The sequence below is a fragment of the Lysobacter avium genome, assembly GCF_015209745.1.
Classification (GTDB): Bacteria; Pseudomonadota; Gammaproteobacteria; order Xanthomonadales; family Xanthomonadaceae; genus Novilysobacter; species Novilysobacter avium.
Genome location: NZ_CP063657.1, coordinates 2,024,025 through 2,041,335, shown reverse-complemented (window position 1 = coordinate 2,041,335; position 17,311 = coordinate 2,024,025). Strand labels below are relative to the sequence as shown.

General features: G+C 67.7%; 16 protein-coding genes. 15 read left to right on the top strand and 1 reads right to left on the bottom strand.

The genetic code is table 11. The features are described from left to right. Nucleotides 1-135 precede the first annotated feature (135 nt). Genes fabF through INQ42_RS09130 form a run of 7 tightly spaced genes read left to right on the top strand, consistent with a single transcriptional unit; the run spans nt 136 to nt 6,874 of the window. A complete protein-coding gene (gene fabF, locus INQ42_RS09160) occupies nt 136-1,389 on the top strand; it encodes a beta-ketoacyl-ACP synthase II (protein WP_194034004.1) in 1,254 nt (417 codons plus the stop codon). Between the two features lie 47 nt (nt 1,390-1,436). Beyond that, nucleotides 1,437-2,870 (top strand): aminodeoxychorismate synthase component I, encoded by a 1,434-nt coding sequence (locus INQ42_RS09155; protein WP_228064335.1) that lies wholly within the window; start codon nt 1,437-1,439, stop codon nt 2,868-2,870. Nucleotides 2,871-2,874: 4 nt separating this feature from the next. Further along, a complete protein-coding gene (gene pabC, locus INQ42_RS09150) occupies nt 2,875-3,765 on the top strand; it encodes an aminodeoxychorismate lyase (protein ID WP_194034003.1) in 891 nt (296 codons plus the stop codon). Continuing rightward, complete coding sequence (mltG, locus tag INQ42_RS09145) at nt 3,762-4,844, top strand: endolytic transglycosylase MltG (protein ID WP_228064334.1); 1,083 nt, start codon at nt 3,762-3,764, stop codon at nt 4,842-4,844. Before pabC ends, mltG begins: the two co-directional genes overlap by 4 nt. Next, the gene (gene tmk, locus INQ42_RS09140; RefSeq protein ID WP_228064333.1) at nt 4,841-5,479 is read left to right on the top strand and encodes a dTMP kinase; all 639 of its coding nucleotides are present in this window, start codon (nt 4,841-4,843) and stop codon (nt 5,477-5,479) included. Before mltG ends, tmk begins: the two co-directional genes overlap by 4 nt. Further along, nucleotides 5,476-6,516 (top strand): DNA polymerase III subunit delta', encoded by a 1,041-nt coding sequence (locus INQ42_RS09135; RefSeq protein ID WP_194034002.1) that lies wholly within the window; start codon nt 5,476-5,478, stop codon nt 6,514-6,516. Before tmk ends, INQ42_RS09135 begins: the two co-directional genes overlap by 4 nt. Nucleotides 6,517-6,520: 4 nt before the next feature. Continuing rightward, on the top strand, nt 6,521-6,874 hold the full coding sequence (locus INQ42_RS09130; protein WP_194034001.1) for a PilZ domain-containing protein: 354 nt from the start codon (nt 6,521-6,523) through the stop codon (nt 6,872-6,874). A gap of 75 nt (nt 6,875-6,949) precedes the next feature. On the opposite strand, the gene INQ42_RS09125 is transcribed toward INQ42_RS09130, so the two are convergent. Then, entirely contained in the window at nt 6,950-9,025 is a 2,076-nt protein-coding gene (locus INQ42_RS09125; protein ID WP_194034000.1) for a 3-hydroxyacyl-CoA dehydrogenase NAD-binding domain-containing protein, read from the bottom strand. Between the two features lie 232 nt (nt 9,026-9,257). Between INQ42_RS09125 and rpoE the strand changes: the two genes are divergently transcribed. The 8 genes from rpoE (at nt 9,258) to era (ending at nt 17,310) form a co-directional block, all read left to right on the top strand. Further along, nucleotides 9,258-9,863, top strand: a complete 606-nt coding sequence (gene rpoE, locus INQ42_RS09120; RefSeq protein ID WP_194033999.1) for an RNA polymerase sigma factor RpoE — start codon at nt 9,258-9,260, stop codon at nt 9,861-9,863. Next, nucleotides 9,863-10,849: an RseA family anti-sigma factor gene (locus INQ42_RS09115; protein WP_194033998.1), complete on the top strand. Its 987-nt coding sequence runs from the start codon at nt 9,863-9,865 to the stop codon at nt 10,847-10,849. The genes rpoE and INQ42_RS09115 overlap by 1 nt, the downstream gene beginning before the upstream one ends. A gap of 29 nt (nt 10,850-10,878) precedes the next feature. After that, complete coding sequence (locus INQ42_RS09110) at nt 10,879-12,393, top strand: DegQ family serine endoprotease (protein WP_194033997.1); 1,515 nt, start codon at nt 10,879-10,881, stop codon at nt 12,391-12,393. 117 nt (nt 12,394-12,510) lie between these two features. Continuing rightward, on the top strand, nt 12,511-14,304 hold the full coding sequence (lepA, locus tag INQ42_RS09105) for a translation elongation factor 4 (RefSeq protein WP_194033996.1): 1,794 nt from the start codon (nt 12,511-12,513) through the stop codon (nt 14,302-14,304). A 46-nt stretch (nt 14,305-14,350) separates the two neighbouring features. Beyond that, a complete protein-coding gene (gene lepB, locus INQ42_RS09100) occupies nt 14,351-15,136 on the top strand; it encodes a signal peptidase I (protein WP_194033995.1) in 786 nt (261 codons plus the stop codon). Nucleotides 15,137-15,277: 141 nt separating this feature from the next. Beyond that, nucleotides 15,278-15,658, top strand: coding sequence for a DUF4845 domain-containing protein (locus tag INQ42_RS09095; RefSeq protein ID WP_194033994.1), 381 nt, complete (start codon nt 15,278-15,280; stop codon nt 15,656-15,658). Beyond that, nucleotides 15,654-16,331 (top strand): ribonuclease III, encoded by a 678-nt coding sequence (gene rnc / locus INQ42_RS09090; protein ID WP_228064491.1) that lies wholly within the window; start codon nt 15,654-15,656, stop codon nt 16,329-16,331. The genes INQ42_RS09095 and rnc overlap by 5 nt, the downstream gene beginning before the upstream one ends. Nucleotides 16,332-16,404: 73 nt before the next feature. After that, complete coding sequence (era, locus tag INQ42_RS09085) at nt 16,405-17,310, top strand: GTPase Era (protein ID WP_194033992.1); 906 nt, start codon at nt 16,405-16,407, stop codon at nt 17,308-17,310. Nucleotide 17,311 lies beyond the last annotated feature (1 nt).

Here is a 17,311-nt window from a genome sequence, read left to right as displayed (position 1 = left end):
GGTCGTGGATCGGCGCCTCGCGTCAGGCAATGCAGACCGGGGCCGCATCATGCGGCCTTGTGTCTTTAAACGACCCAGACTTTCCCGGCGCGCTTGCGGGCTCCGTGCCAGCGCGTCGACCAGCGGAGTTGCTCCATGTCCAATCGACCGGCCTCCAGCAGGCGCGTAGTTGTCACCGGCCTCGGCCTCGTCTCGCCCCTGGGCAACGACGTTGCCAGCAGCTGGGACGGCATCGTCAATGGCCGCTCGGGCATTGGCCCGATCACCCATTTCGACACCACCGGTTTCACCACCACCATCGCCGGCCAGATCCGCGACTTCGACGTCACCCGCTGGGTGCCGGCGAAGGATGCGAAGAAGATGGACAGCTTCATCCACTACGGCGTGGGCGCGGCGCTGATGGCGCTTGAAGACTCGGGTCTGGAGGTCACCGAACGCAATGCCGAGCGCATCGGTGCGCTGATCGGTTCGGGCATCGGCGGCATCCTGGGCATCGAGGAGCAAACCGCCAAGTTTTTGGCCGGCGGGGCGCGCAAGATCTCCCCGTTCTACGTGCCCAGCACGATCATCAACATGCTGCCGGGCCAGGTCTCGCTGCTGACCGGTATCAAGGGCCCGAACTTCTCGGCGGTGTCGGCCTGCGCCACGTCCAACCATTCCATCGGGATGGCGATGCGCATGATCCAGTACGGCGATGCCGACGTCATGCTCGCCGGCGGCGGTGAGCGTGGCTCCTCGCCGACGTCGGTGGGCGGTTTCTGCTCGATGAAGGCGATGTCCACCCGCAACGATGACCCGACCCGTGCCTCGCGCCCCTGGGACAAGGACCGCGACGGCTTCGTGCTCGGTGACGGCGCCGGCATCCTGATGCTGGAGGAATACGAGCACGCCAGGGCGCGTGGCGCCCGCATCTATTGCGAGCTGGCGGGATTCGGCGCGACCTCCGATGCGTTCCACATGACCGCGCCCAGCGAGGACGGCGACGGTCCGGCCCGCTGCATGACCGCGGCGATGAGTGATGCCGGGGTCACGCCGGAGCAGGTCGGCTACCTCAACGCGCATGGCACCTCCACGCCGCTGGGTGATCTCGCCGAGACGCGCGCCATCAAGCGCGCCTTTGGGGATCACGCCTACAAGACGATGGTCAGCTCGACCAAGTCGATGACCGGGCACCTGCTGGGCGCGGCCGGCGGCGCGGAGGCCATCTTCTCGGTCATGGCGCTGCAGACCGGTGTTATTCCGCCAACCATCAACCTGGATGAGCCCGGCGAGGGTTGCGACCTGGACTACGTGCCCAACGTGGCGCGTGAGGCGAAGATCGACGTCGCCATGTCCAACGGCTTCGGCTTTGGCGGGACCAACGGCACCCTGGTGTTCAAGCGGCTCTGAGCAGGCATAGGGCCTTGGCGCTGCAACCGGCGTGCGCGGGTGATGGCTTGACCGATGCGCCGCTGACCCGCGCGCTGCCGGCCGATATCGATCTGCTGTCCCTGCACCGGCTCGACCCGGCGCGCTACCCGCTGCTGCTGGAATCCAGTGCCGCCGGTACCGCGCAGGGTCGCTGGGACATCCTGCTGATTTCCAGTGGCGAGGCCTTCCATTTGGATCGCGACGGCGTCGTACGCGACGAGGGCGGGCGGGCGATCGGTTCCGACTTCCTCGACGTGCTGGATGCGGCGTGGCAGCAGCGACGCGTCGAACAGATCGAATGCTCGTGGCCGTTCCGTGGCGGCTGGGCGTTGCTGCTCGGCTACGAACTCGCCGGCCAGATCGAGCCGGTGCTTGAGCTCCCGCCAGCTCCCGGAGCCGTCCCGGTCGCCCGGGCGGTGCGATGTCCGGCGGCCGTCCTGCGCGATCACGTGACGGGCGAATGCATCGCCATCGCTGAACCGGGCGCAGTGGAGCTTCTGGACGACATTGCAGCGGACCTCGCCCGAGTGGCGCAACTGCCGCCGCTGCCGGACTGGGAGATCCCGGCGACGGTGCTTGAAGACGCTCCGTCCCGTTATCTGGATGCCACCGCGCGGGTGCTTGAATACCTCGCCGCCGGCGATGTCTTCCAGGCCAATATTTCGCGCCGCTGGACCGCGGGTTTCGCACGGTCGGTCGAGCCGTCCGCGCTGTTCCAGCGCTTGCGGCAGCACAACCCGGCCCCGTTCGCCGGCCTGTTTGCCGGGCCAGCCGATGCTGCGGCCGAGCCCGCGACGAGCAGTGCGTTCTGGGCAGTGGTCAGCGCTTCGCCGGAGCGCCTGGTGTCCGTGCGTGGCGATGTCCTGCAAAGCCGGCCGATCGCCGGAACCCGGCCGCGCATCGCCGGCCAGGGTGATGCCGCACGGATCAGCGAGCTGGTCGGCAACCCCAAGGAGCGCGCCGAGCACATCATGCTGATCGACCTGGAGCGCAACGACCTGGGACGCGTTTGCGTGGCCGGCAGCGTCGAGGTCGATGAGCTGATGACGGTGGAAAGCTACGCCCACGTGCATCACATCGTGAGCAACGTGCGCGGCCGGTTGCGTGCCTCGGTCACGCCGGGCGAGGTGATCCGCGCGACGTTTCCGGGCGGGACCATCACCGGCTGCCCGAAGGTGCGCTGCATGCAGATCATCGCCGAGCTGGAAGGCGAGGGTCGCGGCAGCTATACCGGTGCGATGGGCTGGCTCAACCGCGACGGCGACCTCGACCTGAACATCCTGATCCGCAGCGCGGAGGTGGAAGGCAGAGAGGTGCGCTTCCGCACCGGAGCGGGCATCGTCGCCGACTCCCACCCGGGGCTTGAGCTGGAAGAGACCCGGGCCAAGGCGCGCGGGATGCTGCGTGCGCTGGGTGCCGCTGACGAGCCAGTGACGGTGGATCCGGCGGGCACACACTGAGCACATGGCCGCATCCGAGACCCTGATCGACGCAGAGAGCGCCGCCGCCCGGATCTTTCGAGGTGCAACGCGTATCCAGCACGTGTCCACCGACAACCGCGGGCTGGCCTACGGCGATGGCCTCTTCGAGACGATGCGCGGCGCGGGCGGCGTGCTGCCCTGGTGGGAGCGTCACTGGCAACGGCTGCAGCGCGGCGCTGGGCGACTGCAGCTGCCCTTGCCGCCGGAAGCACTCGCAAGGTCGGAGGCCGAGCAGTTGCTGTCCGGCGGCGATGGCGTGGTGAAGCTGCTGCTGACACGCGGCAGTGGCGGGCGCGGATATATGCCTCCGCCGCATGCCGAGCCGGTCTGGATCCTGTCGCGACACCCCTTGCCCCCGCCGACGACCACGCCTGTAACGGTGAGGTGGTGCCGGACCCGTCTGTCGTTGCAGCCCGCGCTGGCCGGCATCAAGCACTGCAACCGGCTGGAGCAGGTCCTCGCCCGCGCCGAGGTGGGGTCTGGTGAAGCCGGGGGCGACGGCGCGGCCAGAGAAGGCCTGATGCGCAGCACGGACGGTGATGTCGTCTGCGCCACCGCAGCCAACGTCCTCGTGCTGCACGGCGACCGATGGAGCACCCCGCTGGTCGATCGCTGCGGCGTGGAAGGCACCATGCGCGCATGGTTGCTGGAACAGATTCCGGTCCAGCAACGCCGGCTCGCCGTTGAAGATGTCGAAACCGCCGACGCCCTGGTCCTTGTCAACGCGGTGCGCGGTATCCTTCAGGTCGGCCGGCTGGGCGATCGGTCCTGGGCGCCGCACCCGGCCCTGTTGGCCCTGCGCCGCACGCTGGCCTCTGCCCACCCCGCGTTTTCCCTGCCGCCAAGCGGACCCGGTCCGATGGAGTTGTCGTGAGTCATCCCCACAAGCGCCGGTCCGGCGTACTGGTGCTGTTCCTGCTGTTGGCCGCGCTGGTGGCTGCGCTGGCCGTGGGGGCGCTTGGATGGCAACGCTACCAGGCCTTCGCTGACGGCCCGCTGGGAGGTGTGGAGGCGGGCGGCAGCATCACGGTGGAGCGCGGTGACTCGCTGCTGAAAGTGGTCGACCGCCTGCGCGCAGCAGGCGTGACGGGCGGTGAGACCTACGAGTGGCAGCTGCTCGGCCGCCAGCTGGATGCCGCGTCGCGCCTGCATGTGGGCGAATACGCGCTGGAACCGGGCACCACGCCGCGACAGTTGCTGGTGGCCATGCGCCAGGGCGACACCATCCGCTACCGCTTCACCCTGGTGGAAGGCTGGAACATCCGCGAGATGCGGGCGGCGCTGACCCGCGCAACGCCGCTGGTCCAGAAGAGCGCAGGGATGTCCGACGCAGAGTTGATGGAAGCGCTCGGCCATCCCGGCGAACACCCAGAGGGACGCTTCCTCCCGGAGACCTACGTCTACGGCCGCGGCGACAGTGATCTGGACGTGCTGCGCCGCGCCTACGCCGACATGGCGCGCGCCCTGGCTGCGGCCTGGGAGGCGCGCGATCCCGACACGAAGCTGAAAACGCCCTACGAGATGCTGGTGATGGCATCGATCGTGGAGAAGGAGTCCGCCGTTGCCGAAGAACGTCCGCAGATCGCCGGCCTGTTCGAGCGCCGCCTGAAAATCGGCATGCGGCTGCAGACCGACCCCACCGTGATCTACGGCATCGGCGAGGACTACGACGGCAACATCCGCCGCGTGCACCTGACCACCGATACGCCGTACAACACCTACACCCGCGACGGTCTGCCACCCACGCCGATCGCGATGCCGGGTGTCGGTGCCTTGCAGGCGGTCGCCAATCCCGCACCCGGGGACTCGCTGTACTTCGTCGCCATCGGCGATGGCAGTGGCCGCCACCTGTTTGCCCGCACGCTCGCGGAGCACCAGGCCAACGTGCGCAAATACCTGCAGAACTACCGGCAGCGGGTGAGAGGGATGGAACGCGCCGGAGAGTCCAGGTGACTCTGCAGCTGCAGCCCCGCCTGATCACCCTGGAAGGCGGCGAAGGCGCGGGTAAATCGACCGTGCTGGCGCAGCTGCGCGAGACGCTGGAGGCGGCCGGGGAATCGGTCGTCTGTACCCGCGAGCCCGGTGGCACGCCGCTGGCCGAGCAGATCCGCAACCTGCTGCTCGCGCCCGGCCATGAGCCGCCCACGCCTGAAACCGAGCTGCTGCTGATGTTTGCCGGCCGGGCCCAGCACGTGCGCGGAACCATCCTGCCCGCCCTGGCGGCCGGCAGTTGGGTGATCAGCGATCGTTTCACCGACGCCAGCTACGCCTACCAGGGGGCGGCGCGCGGCGGTGACCGCGACTTCATCGCCGAGCTGGAGCAGCGCGTGGTCGGCATCGTGCCGGGCCTGACCCTGCTGCTGGACGTGCCGGTCGAGACCGGCCTGCAGCGCGTGCTCGGACGCGGCACGGTGGACCGGATCGAGTCCGAGGACCAAGGATTTTTCGAAAGCGTGCGCCGTGCCTACCTGGCGCGTGCCGACGCGGAGCACTCGCGGTTCCGGGTGATCGACGCCAGCCGGCCGGCCACGGTCGTGGCGGGTGAGGCGGTGGCCCATTTGCTGGCTTATCGGGATGCTCTGCGATGAACGGTTTCGCGCCCTGGCAGCAACGCGTGCATGACCGCACCGCGCTGGCGCTGGACAGCGGACGACTCGGGCACGCTCTGTTGTTCTGTGGGCCGGCGCGGCTGGGCAAGCTGGCCGTCGCCGAGCGCCTGGCCAACCGCCTCCTGTGCACCGAGAGGACGGCGGAAGGCGGGGCTTGCGGCGCGTGCCGCAGTTGCCGCATGTTCGCCTCGCGAAGCCAGGCCGATCCGGTCGAGACGCGCCCGGATGGATCGCTGGCGTTTCCGCAAGGTCGCAGTGGCCATCCGGACCTGCTGCAGGTCAGCTTCGCGATCAACGACAAGGCGCGCCCGCCCAAGCCGCGCACGGAGATCGTGATCGAGCAGATCCGCCGCCTGTCCGAACAGATGACGCTCAGCGCCCAGTACGGGCAGACCAAGATCGCCATCATCGATCCGGCCGAAGCGATCAACCACGCCGGTGCCAACGCCCTGTTGAAAACGCTAGAGGAGCCGGTCCCGGGCCGCTATCTGTGGCTGGTCAGCGCGCATCCCTCGCGCCTGTCGGCGACCATCCGCAGCCGCTGCCAGCGCATCGAATTCCGCATGCCCCCGCGCGCAGAGGCGCTGGCCTGGCTGCAGGACTCGGGGCACCCGGCCGCGCTGGCCGAGGAGGCCCTGGATGCCGCACGCGGGCATCCAGGACTGGCCGCCGAATGGCTGCAAAGCGATGCCTTGGCGCTGCGCCGGCAGGTGGCGACGGACCTGGATCGCGTGGCCACCGGCGAGGCCGGCGTGGTGGAAACCGCGCAGCGCTGGGCCGCCGACGCCAACGCTGACCTGCGCCTGCAGTTCGCCGCGGATCTGGCGGTGGCGCGTACCGCCAGCGACTTGACCGATCCGGCCCGTACCCGCAGTCTCACCGAGTGGTTCGACCGGGCCAACCGGGCGCGTGAACTGATGCGCACCACGGTCCGCTCGGACCTGGTGCTGGTGGAGCTGTTGCGGGCATGGCGCGCCGGCGAGTCACGCCGAACCGCTGGACAATCAAGGGGTTAGCAGCATGAGTGCATCGGGAGCCCGTCAGGGCATTGTGTCATTGGCCCTGAAGGACAAGGCGGGGCTCTACAACGCCTACATGCCCTACATCCGCCACGGCGGGATATTCGTGGCCACGCCGAACCGGTACTTCCTCGGCGACGAGGTGTTCCTGCTGCTGACGCTGCCCGAGTCGGGCGAGCGCATGCCGGTAGCCGGCAAGGTCATCTGGGTGACACCGGCGGGTGCGCAGGGCAGCCGCCCGGCCGGCATCGGCATCCAGTTCAGCGAAGGCGTCGAGGGCGAGACCGTCAAGGGGAAGATCGAGGCGCTGCTTGCCGGCACGCTCGACGCCGAGCGCGCCACCCACACGATGTAGGTTTTGCCGGCGGAGGCTGCGCGCCGCCCGCGAATCCGGTGCGCGCTGCGACCGGCCCTGCGGTCCGACGTTCCGTCAGCCCTGACGAAGCGCCGCGGCGTCCCAGCCCGGCCGTGGCGCGAAGCGGTCGCCGTGGCGGGACTGGAGTTGGCGCAGCCGCTCCAGCACCGACTCCACCCCGGTCTCGCGGATGTACTGTATCGGGCCACCACGGAACGGGGCGAAGCCCGTGCCGAAGATCACCCCCGCATCCAGCAGGTCGGCATCGGCCACCACGCCGTCGTGCAGACAGGCGACCGCCTCGTTGAGCATCGGCAGAATCAGGCGGTCGGCAAGATCGTCGGGCGCCTTGTAATTCTCCGGCGCGTCGGGCTTGACCGCTTTGCCTTCCTCCCACTTGTACAGGCCCTGGCCGTCCTTCTTGCCGCGCTTGCCCGGCTCTGCCTGTTCCGCCAGCGCCGCCGGCACGGTGAGGCCGAGGAAGGGTGACAACTCCGCGCCCACGCCGGCCGCCACATCCAGACCGACGGTATCGACGAGTTCGATCGGGCCCATCGGCATTCCGAAGCGCACCGCCGCCTTGTCGATGGCCACGCCGGGAATGCCTTCCGAGAACGCCGTCACCGCTTCGAGCATGTAGGGGAACAGCACCCGGTTGACCAGGAACCCCGGGGTACCGGCGACGGGCACCGGCAGTTTGCCGATCGCCTTGCAGAACGCGGCCAGACGCTGGCGGGTCGCCTCATCAATGCCGGCGTGCTGGACGATCTCCACCAGCGGCATCGAGGCGACCGGATTGAAATAATGCAGGCCGGCAAAACGCGACTGGTGCGCCAGTCCGTCGCGCAGTTCGTCCAGCGGGATGGAGGACGTGTTGCTGGTCAGCAGCGCGTCGGCCTTCATCCGTGGCTCGATGTCCGCATACAACGCCCGCTTTGCGTCGGCATCCTCGATGATCGCCTCGATCACCAGGTCGGCCTTGGCGGCGCCGTCACCGGCGAGATCGCCCTTCAAGCGCGCGGCGACTTCCGGCCGTTTGGCATCGTCGCGCACCCGCTTGGCGAACAGCGTGCCGGCGCGGGTCATTGCGGCGTCGATGTACCGTTGCTCGCGGTCGTTCAAGGTGACCTGGAAACCCTTGTAGGCCGACCAGGCGGCGATGTCGCCGCCCATCACGCCGGCGCCGATCACGTGCACGTGGCTGATGCCGTGCTGCTTGCCGCCGGTGTTCTTCAGGCGTTCCTGCAGGAAGAACACCCGGATCAGGTTGCGTGCGGTCGGGGTCGAGGCAAGCTTTGACACCGATTTACGCTCGGCGGCCAGTTGCTTGTCCAGGCTGCCGCCGGTGCCCTTCCACGTCGCCACCAGCGAGTAGGGCGCGGGGTAGTGGTCCTTGGGCGCCTTGCGCGCGACCTGCTTCAGCGTCATCGGCGCGATCACCTGACGCGCCGGCCAGGTGTTGGTTGCCCAGCCGAGAAAACGCTGGCGCAGTGGGCGCTGGTGGCCCTTCAGCGCCATGGCCGCCGCGGCGTCCACCAGCATGGCCTTGTCCACGGTCCTGTCGACCAGGCCGCTGGCGCGCGCCGCCGAGGCCCGCACCGCGCGGCCGGTCAGCATCATGTCCATCGCCGCTGGTGCTCCGATCAGGCGCGGCAGGCGCACGCTGCCGCCCCAGCCCGGGTAGATGCCCAGCTGCACTTCGGGCAGGCCGATCCGGGTCGAGGGATCGTTGCTGGCGACGCGGTAGTCGCAGGCCAGCGCGAGCTCGCTGCCGCCGCCCATGCAGAAGCCGTGGATGGCCGCAACGGTCGGGCAGGGCAACGCGGCGACCCGCTGGAACACCTGCTGTCCGCGCTTCAGGGCGCCGGCGACCGTTCCCTTCTGATCGAAGCCCTGGAACTCCTTGATGTCGGCGCCGGCGATGAATCCGCTGTCCTTGGCCGAGCGGAACACCACCCCCTTGGGCGGGTCGATCTGGATGCGTTCCACCAGGGCATCGAGTTCGATCAGGACATCCTGGGACAGCGCATTGACGCTCTCCCCGGCACGATCCAGGGACAGGACAAGGACGCCGTCGTCGCGCATCTGCGCAAGCCAGTGCTGGCTGCGCAACCCGTCAAAGCCGGGCAGGGGAGTGGTCGGGGGAGCCATCAGGCACCATCCATTGAGGTATGGAACAGGCAGCTATCATCCCGAGGTTGTTTCACCGGCGTCAAATGCGTGTTGTGAACACTCCGCCACGGCGAGCGCGCGGCCGATGACGATGGGGTGCGCTTGCAGGCACGCCACGCCGCCCCAACGGTAGTCAAAGGAACTTTCTCCCCGAAAGGGTTGTCCCACTGTTCGGCCAAGGCCGAGCTGACCAGGAGTGCCGGCGCGCGGTATGGCCGAGAATGATTTCGACCAGGAACTGGTCAGGCGTGTGCAGCAGGGCGACAGCACCGCATTCGATGCCCTGGTACGCAAGTACCAGCACCGGATCGTGGCGCTGATCGGACGCTACATCGCCGATTGGAGCGAATGCCAGGATGTGGCGCAGGACGTGTTCATGCGCGCCTACCGGGCGTTGCCGAACTTCCGTGGAGACGCGCAGTTCTATACATGGTTGCACCGGATCGCAGTGAATACCGCCAAGAACCACCTGGTCGCGCAGAAGCGCCGTCCGCCGGGCGCGGACATCGATGTCGACGACGCCGAGCAGTTCGATTCCGCGATCCGCCTGCGCGACAACGACACCCCGGAACGTGAACTGATGCGCCAGCAGGTGGAACAACTGGTGCTTCGCGTGGTCGAAGGGTTGCCGGCCGAGCTGCGGGAAGCGATTTCCCTGCGCGAAGTCGACGGGCTGAGCTACGAAGAGATTGCTGAAAAGATGGGGTGCCCGATCGGCACCGTGCGCTCGCGGATTTTCCGCGCACGTGACGCAATCGATCAGGAGCTGCGCCCCCTGCTTGACGCCGTACCCGATTCCCAGGAGCGGAAACACTGATGTCGAACACGCTGATATCAAACAACCACGGTGATGCCAAGGCCGGGGAGCTGAGCGCCCTTTTCGATGGCCAGCTCGGCCCCGACGAGGCGCGCTTTGCGTTGAAGCGGCTCGGCCAGGATGCGGGTTGGGGCGAGGCATGTGGCCGCTGGCAACTGGCTGGCGACGTGCTGAGAGGGGACGGCGTCGCACCGGCACCGTCGGGGTTCGCCGATCGGGTCATGGCCGCGGTTGAGCGGGAACAGGAACACGCGGTGTTGACGGACCTCCGGACCCCGCGCCGCCCCGTGCGTAACCAGCCGCGCTGGCTGGGCGGCGCTCTGGCGGCATCGGTCGCCATCGCGGCGCTCTTCGTAGCACGTCCGATGCTGGACGGCGAAGATCCGGCGGCGGATGCGCCCACGGGTCGGGAGCTTGCCTCCACCGCAGGTGCCGCGGCATCCGTCGATTCTGCCGCACCGTTGATCGCTGGCACCGGAACGGGGTCGGAGATCACCGCGCCCGACGAGGGCGCCACCCTCCAGACCGGCGCGACGGCTGCAGCCCTGGCAGCTTCGGCGCTGGCATCGGGCTCACGCGACGTATCGCGCCGCGGCGAACGTCGCCAGCCGTCGGTAGCCCGCGCCGTGTCCAACTCACGCCCGGCAGCGAGCCCGGATGCTTCGCTGGCGGTGCTGGCTCGTCCGGCACCCGGGCAGTCCAAGCCTGTGCCGGCCACTGCCGACGCTGCGCGCGTGCGTCCGTTCACGCCCGACGCCATTGCATCCAGGCCATGGCCGCGAGCGGCCGTGCCGGGATTCCCCGCCAATGCCGGCATGACCGTCGGCTTCAGCGGTGGCAATGAAGCCGGGGTTCCCATCTCCTTCTACCCATTCGAACCCGCCACCCTGCGCATTGACCCGGTTTCCGGGGCGGTCGAGCGGGAACCGTTACCCACTTCGCACTTGCTGCCCGAGCCGTCTGCCGGCACAGCCATCCGTCACTGATTCCTGTTTTCGCAACACGAGGCCGACCCATGCCCTATCCGCTCCGCTCGATTTTCCTGCTTGGCGCGCTTGCCGCGGCCTTGCCGCTGGCCTGCACGGCGCAGCAGACCCCGGTTCCCGCCGCTGAGTCGATTCCCGTCGCCGCCCAGGCGGTGACACCGGCCGCGCCGACACCCATCGTCACCGGCCTGCCGGACTTCAGCCAGCTGGTCAAACAGGTCGGGCCGGCGGTGGTCAACATCAGTGCGGAAACGGCGCCGCGCAGGGGCCGCTCCGGCGGCCCGCAGATGCCGGACGGTTTCGAGGAGTTGTTCCGCCACTTCGGCATGCCCATGCCCGGCGCGCCCGGCGGTTCGGGTCCGCAGCGCGGGAGCACATCGATGGGCAGTGGCTTCGTGATCTCCGATGACGGCTACGTACTCACCAACTTCCACGTCATCGATGGCGCCGACAAGGTCACCGTCACCCTCTCGGACCGCCGCGAGTTCGAGGCCGAGGTCATCGGCAGCGACGAGCAGTACGACGTGGCGGTGTTGAAGATCCAGGCCGATGGCCTGCGCTGGCTGCGCCCGGGCAGCTCGACCTCGGTGGAGGCCGGGCAGTGGGTGGTCGCCATCGGATCGCCCTTTGGCCTGGATCACTCGGTCACCGCCGGCATCGTCAGCGCGGTGGGGCGGTCCAATCCCTATTCCGGCCAGCAGTACGTTCCGTTCATCCAGACCGACGTGGCGATCAACCGCGGCAACTCCGGCGGCCCGCTGCTCAACACCTCCGGCGAGGTGGTCGGCATCAATTCGCAGATCTTCTCCAACTCGGGCGGTTTCATGGGGGTCAGCTTCGCGATCCCGATCGACCTGGCGATGAGTGCGGTGGACCAGATCAAGACCACCGGCAAGGTCAGCCGGGGCATGCTGGGCGTGATCATGCAGCCGGTGACCAGCGAGACGGCGAAGGCAATCAACCTGCCCGACAACCAGGGCGCGATGGTGGCCAATGTCCAGCCCGGCAGCGCGGCGGAAAAAGCCGGTATCGAGCGCATGGACGTGATCCGCTCGTTCAATGGCACCGTCATCAAGGACGTCAGCGACCTGCCGCCGATCGTCGGCGCGCTGGCCCCGGGGACCAAGGCGAAGCTTGAAGTGTTCCGCGCTGGCAAGCTGCGCTCCATCAACGTGGTGATTGGCGGTGACGAGTCGGCGGCCGCGGCCGGTCCGCGCCGCGGCAGCCCGGGTGCTCCCGCCCAGCAGACCCCGGGCTCCAACGCGCTTGGCCTGACAGCCCGCGACCTGACGCCGGCGCAGCGCAAGCAGCTGGGTCTGGACGATGACGAGGGCGTCATGCTGGCCGGGGTTGATGCGGACGCCGCGCGCGAAGCCGGGCTGCGCCCGGGCGACGTCGTCGTCGCGATCGGTCGCGACAGCGTCGGCAGCCCGGCGGAGCTGGACCGTAGGCTGGCCGCGGCGAAGCCCGGCGACACCCTGATGCTGCTGGTGCAGCGCGGCGGCACGACCCAGTTCATCGCGGTCACCGTCCCCAAGGGCTGAGCCCGCGGCAGCTGCATCCCGCTTCCCGCCCCTGCGGCATCATGGCCGCGGAGGGCGGGAGCGCTTATGCGATAATCGCGTGTTGACTTAACTGGCCCCGGGCCCATCGCCGACCGCATGCAGCAGATCCGCAACTTCTCCATCATTGCCCACGTCGACCATGGCAAGTCGACCCTGGCCGACCGCCTGATCCAGATGTGCGGTGGCCTGACGGCCCGCGAGATGGAGTCCCAGGTCCTGGACAACAACCCGATCGAGCGCGAGCGGGGCATCACCATCAAGTCGCAGTCGGTGTCGGTTCCCTACACCGCGCGCGATGGCAAGACCTATCACCTGAACTTCATCGACACGCCGGGCCACGTCGACTTCAGCTACGAGGTCAGCCGCTCGCTGGCGGCCTGCGAGGGTGCACTGCTGGTGGTGGATGCCGCCCAGGGCGTTGAGGCGCAATCGGTGGCCAACTGCTACACCGCCGTCGAGCAGGGCCTGGAAGTGATTCCGGTGATCAACAAGATCGACCTGCCCACGGCCGATGTCGAGCGCGCGAAGGAAGAGATCGAAGCGGTCATCGGCATCGATGCCAGCGACGCGGTGGCCATCAGCGCCAAGACCGGCCTCAACGTGGAGGAAGTGCTGGAGGCAATCGTCACCCGCATCCCGCCGCCCAAACCGCGCGATACCGACAAGCTGCAGGCGCTGATCATCGATTCGTGGTTCGACAATTATCTGGGCGTCGTCTCGCTGGTGCGGGTGATGCAGGGCGAGATCAAGCCCGGTGACAAGATCCTCGTCATGTCGACCGGCCGCTGGCATCTGGTTGACAAGGTCGGTGTGTTCACCCCCAAGCGCAAGGACATGCCGATCCTGCGCGCCGGTGAGGTGGGCTGGATCAATGCCAGCATCAAGGACGTCCATGGCGCGCCGGTCGGTGACACCCTGACGCTGCTCGCCGATCCCGCGCCTTCACCGCTCCCGGGCTTCCAGGAAATGCAGCCGCGCGTGTTCGCCGGCCTGTTTCCGGTCGATGCGGACGACTACCCTGACCTGCGCGAGGCGCTGGACAAGCTGCGCCTGAACGACGCCGCGTTGCGCTTCGAACCCGAATCCTCCGAGGCCATGGGCTTCGGTTTCCGTTGCGGCTTCCTGGGCATGCTGCACATGGAAATCGTGCAGGAGCGCCTGGAGCGCGAGTACGATCTCAACCTCATCAGCACCGCGCCGACCGTCGTCTATGAAGTGCTCAAGACGGACGGGACCATCGTTTCGCTGGACAACCCGGCCAAACTGCCGGCGGCGAACCTGACCGAGGAGATCCGCGAGCCGATCATCCGCGCCAATATCCTCACCCCGCCCGATTACGTTGGCAACGTGATCACCCTGTGCGAGGAGAAGCGCGGCAACCAACTCGGGATCACCTACATGGGCAGCCAGGTCCAGATCAGCTACGAGTTGCCGATGAGCGAGGTGGTGCTGGACTTCTTCGACCGCCTGAAGTCGGTTTCGCGGGGTTACGCCTCGCTGGACTACCAGTTCGAGCGCTTCCAGGCCGGCCCGTTCGTGCGCGTTGATACGCTGATCAACGGCGACAAGGTCGATGCGCTGAGCATCATCACCCACCGCGCGCATGCCGATCGCCGTGGCCGGGAGATCTGCGAGAAGATGCGCGAACTGATCCCACGCCAGATGTTCGACGTGGCGATCCAGGCTGCGGTCGGCTCGCAGATCATCTCGCGCAGCACGGTCAAGGCGATGCGCAAGAACGTGCTGGCCAAGTGCTACGGTGGCGACATTTCGCGCAAGAAGAAACTGCTCGAGAAACAGAAGGCCGGCAAGAAGCGCATGAAGCAGGTCGGCAACGTGGAAATCCCGCAGGAAGCGTTCCTGGCGGTCCTGCAGCAGGACAACAAGTAAGCGTCAGCCGTCAGCAGTCGTCAACGAAGCACAACAAGGAAAAACCATGCGTTGGTTCGAAATTGCCCTGGTGGCGCTTACCCTCGCCTCCGGGCTGATCTGGCTGCTGGACAAGCTGGTGCTGGCAAGGCGCCGCGCCGACTACCGCGGCCTGCTCGATGACGGCAGCGAGCCCTGGTACGTGGACTACGCCAAGGCGTTCTTCCCAGTGCTGCTGGCGGTGCTGGTGTTGCGCAGCTTCATCGCCGAACCCTTCCGGATTCCGTCCAATTCGATGATGCCGACGCTGTTGACCGGCGACTTCATCCTGGTCAACAAGTTCTCCTACGGCCTGCGCCTGCCGATCACGAACAAGAAGGTGGTTGGCATCGGCGAGCCACAGCGCGGTGACGTCGTGGTGTTCCGGCCGCCGCACCATCCCGACCAGGACTGGATCAAGCGCGTGATGGGTTTGCCCGGCGATCGCATCGGCTATCGCGACAACCAGGTCTTCGTCAACGGCACGCCGATGGTGTATGAAGAGATCGGCCCGTATCAGGGACGTGGCAACGGCTCGGAGATGACCGGTGCCACCGAGCTGCGTGAGCAGGTGGGTGATCGCACGCACCTGGTGCTGGAGCGCACGGGACTGCCGTTCCGCGATCCTGCCGAGGGTGAGTGGACGGTGCCGGAAGGCCAGTATTTCGTGATGGGGGACAATCGCGACAACAGCGAAGACAGCCGCTATTGGGGCACCCTGCCGGAGCAGAACCTGCGCGGCAAGGCGTTCCTGATCTGGATGAATTTCGACGGCGGGGTGGACTTCTCCCGGGTCGGCGAGCGGATTCGCTAGCAACGGGGCGTACGGCTGTAGGGCGCCGCTGCGGGGCATGCAGCGGCGGGCGTGCGGCCATCGGGCGGGCGGCTGCATGAAGCGGATTTGCGCGTGTCATTGACGGTGCGCGCTGGACTAATCACTGGGGAGCAATTCGATATGAAGCGTGCACAAAGCGGCATCACCTTGGTCGGTTTCATCATCGTGCTCGGCGTGGCCGGGGTGTTCATCTACATGGGCATGAAGGTCATCCCGATGTACACCGAGTACTACGCCGTCAAGCAGTCCCTGGAAGGGATCGCCAAGGAGCCGGGCGTGGTCGACGAGACCCCCGCGCGGATCAAGGACATGTTTTTCCGCCGCATGAACATCAACTACTCCGAGAACGTCAAGCCGGCCGACATCAAGGTCGTGCGCAAGGATGCGGGCTACCTGATCACCGTCGATTACGAGGTGCGCAAGCCGCTGATCGCCAACCTCGATGTGGTCGGCAATTTCAGCACCGAGAAGGAACTGCGTCGCGGTGGTGCCGGCTATTGAGCGTCGCGCGCCGGTGAAGGACCTCATCGGCCACACGTTTGCCGAGCCTGCGCTGCTGGCCCGGGCGCTGACCCATCGCAGTGCGGGATCGCCGCACAACGAGCGCCTGGAGTTCCTCGGCGACGGACTGGTCAACCTGTTCATCGCCGAGGCGCTCTACCGGCACTGGCCGGGCGCTGACGAAGGTGCGTTGACCCGCGGCCGCGCCGAGCTGGTGCGCGAGTCCTCACTGGCGACGGTCGCCCGCGCCCTGGCACTGGGCGAGCGCCTGACGATGGGGCCGGGGGAGATGAAGACCGGCGGCCATCGTCGCGACTCGATCCTTGCCGATGCGCTGGAGGCGGTCATCGCGGCAATCTATCTGGACGCCGGCTTCGAAGCCTGCCGCGCGGTGGTGGTGCCGTGGTTTGCCGAGCCCATGGGCGCGCTGCCGCCGCCGCACAAGGTCGGCAAGGACGCCAAGACCCGCCTGCAGGAGTGGCTGCAGGGCCGCCAGAAGCCCTTGCCGGTATACGAGCTGGTGGCCGAAACAGGCGAGGAGCACGCCAAGGTGTTCCGGGTAATCTGCACCCTGGGCAGCCCGGCGCTGGTGACCGAAGGCGAAGGCCACTCGCGTCGCGCGGCAGAGCAGGTGGCCGCGGAGTCGGCGCTGGCTGCAATCGGCGTTCAATAGGCGCGGTCAGACGATCACGGGTCAAAGCACCGCCGTTGCCCGCGGTTCCGCCGCCAGCCACTACAATCACCCGATGAACCCTACGCACCGCAGCGGCCACGTCGCCGTCATCGGCCGGCCCAACGTCGGCAAATCCACCCTGACCAACGCCCTCGTCGGCGCCAAGGTGAGCATCGTCTCCTCGCGGCCGCAGACCACCCGCCACCGCTTGCTCGGCATCGCGTCATTCCCCGACGGGCAACTGCTGCTGGTCGATACCCCCGGGCTGCACCAGGACCAGGGCAAGTCGACCGCGACCGCCATGCACCGCTGGATGAACCGGGCCGCACGCGGGGCGCTGGAAGGCGTGGACGCGGCGATGCTGGTCGTCCGTGCCGGCAAGTGGGAGGACGCGGACACGTTCGCCTATCAGGCGCTGCACCACGCCGGCGTGCCGGTGGTCCTGGTGGTCAACCAGGTCGATCGCCTGAAGGACAAGACCGAGCTGCTGCCGTATCTGGCGAAGGTGTCCGAGGGGCGCGATTTCGCCGGCGTGCACCCGGTCTCCGCGCTCAAGCGCAAGGGGCTGGAGGCGCTGGTCAAGCAGTTGCTCGGCCTGATGCCCGAGCAGGCGGCCATCTACGAAGAAGACGAGATCACCGACAAGAGCCAGCGCTTCCTCGCGGGCGAGATGGTCCGTGAACAGCTGATGCGTCAACTGGGTGATGAGCTCCCCTACGCGACTACGGTCGAGATCGAGCGCTTCATCGTCGACGGCAAGCTGCTGCGGATCGGCGCGGTCATCTGGGTCGAGCGCGACGGCCAGAAGGCGATCGTGATCGGCAAGGGGGGCGAGCGCCTGCGCGAGATCGGCGCGCGCGCACGGGTCCAGATGGAGCAGCTGTTCGGTTCCAAGGTATTCCTGGAAACCTGGGTCAAGGTCCGCGAGGGTTGGTCGGACGATGAAGCTGCGCTGCGCGCCTTCGGCTACCACGAATAGC

Bases quoted from the DNA above. Each gene is read 5' to 3' on its own strand.
- fabF (WP_194034004.1), top strand. From the start codon at position 136: ATGTCCAATCGACCGGCCTCCAGCAGGCGCGTAGTTGTCACCGGCCTC.
- pabC (WP_194034003.1), top strand. From the start codon at position 2,875: ATGGCCGCATCCGAGACCCTGATCGACGCAGAGAGCGCCGCCGCCCGG.
- INQ42_RS09135 (WP_194034002.1), top strand. From the start codon at position 5,476: ATGAACGGTTTCGCGCCCTGGCAGCAACGCGTGCATGACCGCACCGCG.
- INQ42_RS09130 (WP_194034001.1), top strand. From the start codon at position 6,521: ATGAGTGCATCGGGAGCCCGTCAGGGCATTGTGTCATTGGCCCTGAAG.
- INQ42_RS09125 (WP_194034000.1), bottom strand. From the start codon at position 9,025: ATGGCTCCCCCGACCACTCCCCTGCCCGGCTTTGACGGGTTGCGCAGC.
- rpoE (WP_194033999.1), top strand. From the start codon at position 9,258: ATGGCCGAGAATGATTTCGACCAGGAACTGGTCAGGCGTGTGCAGCAG.
- INQ42_RS09115 (WP_194033998.1), top strand. From the start codon at position 9,863: ATGTCGAACACGCTGATATCAAACAACCACGGTGATGCCAAGGCCGGG.
- INQ42_RS09110 (WP_194033997.1), top strand. From the start codon at position 10,879: ATGCCCTATCCGCTCCGCTCGATTTTCCTGCTTGGCGCGCTTGCCGCG.
- lepA (WP_194033996.1), top strand. From the start codon at position 12,511: ATGCAGCAGATCCGCAACTTCTCCATCATTGCCCACGTCGACCATGGC.
- lepB (WP_194033995.1), top strand. From the start codon at position 14,351: ATGCGTTGGTTCGAAATTGCCCTGGTGGCGCTTACCCTCGCCTCCGGG.
- INQ42_RS09095 (WP_194033994.1), top strand. From the start codon at position 15,278: ATGAAGCGTGCACAAAGCGGCATCACCTTGGTCGGTTTCATCATCGTG.
- era (WP_194033992.1), top strand. From the start codon at position 16,405: ATGAACCCTACGCACCGCAGCGGCCACGTCGCCGTCATCGGCCGGCCC.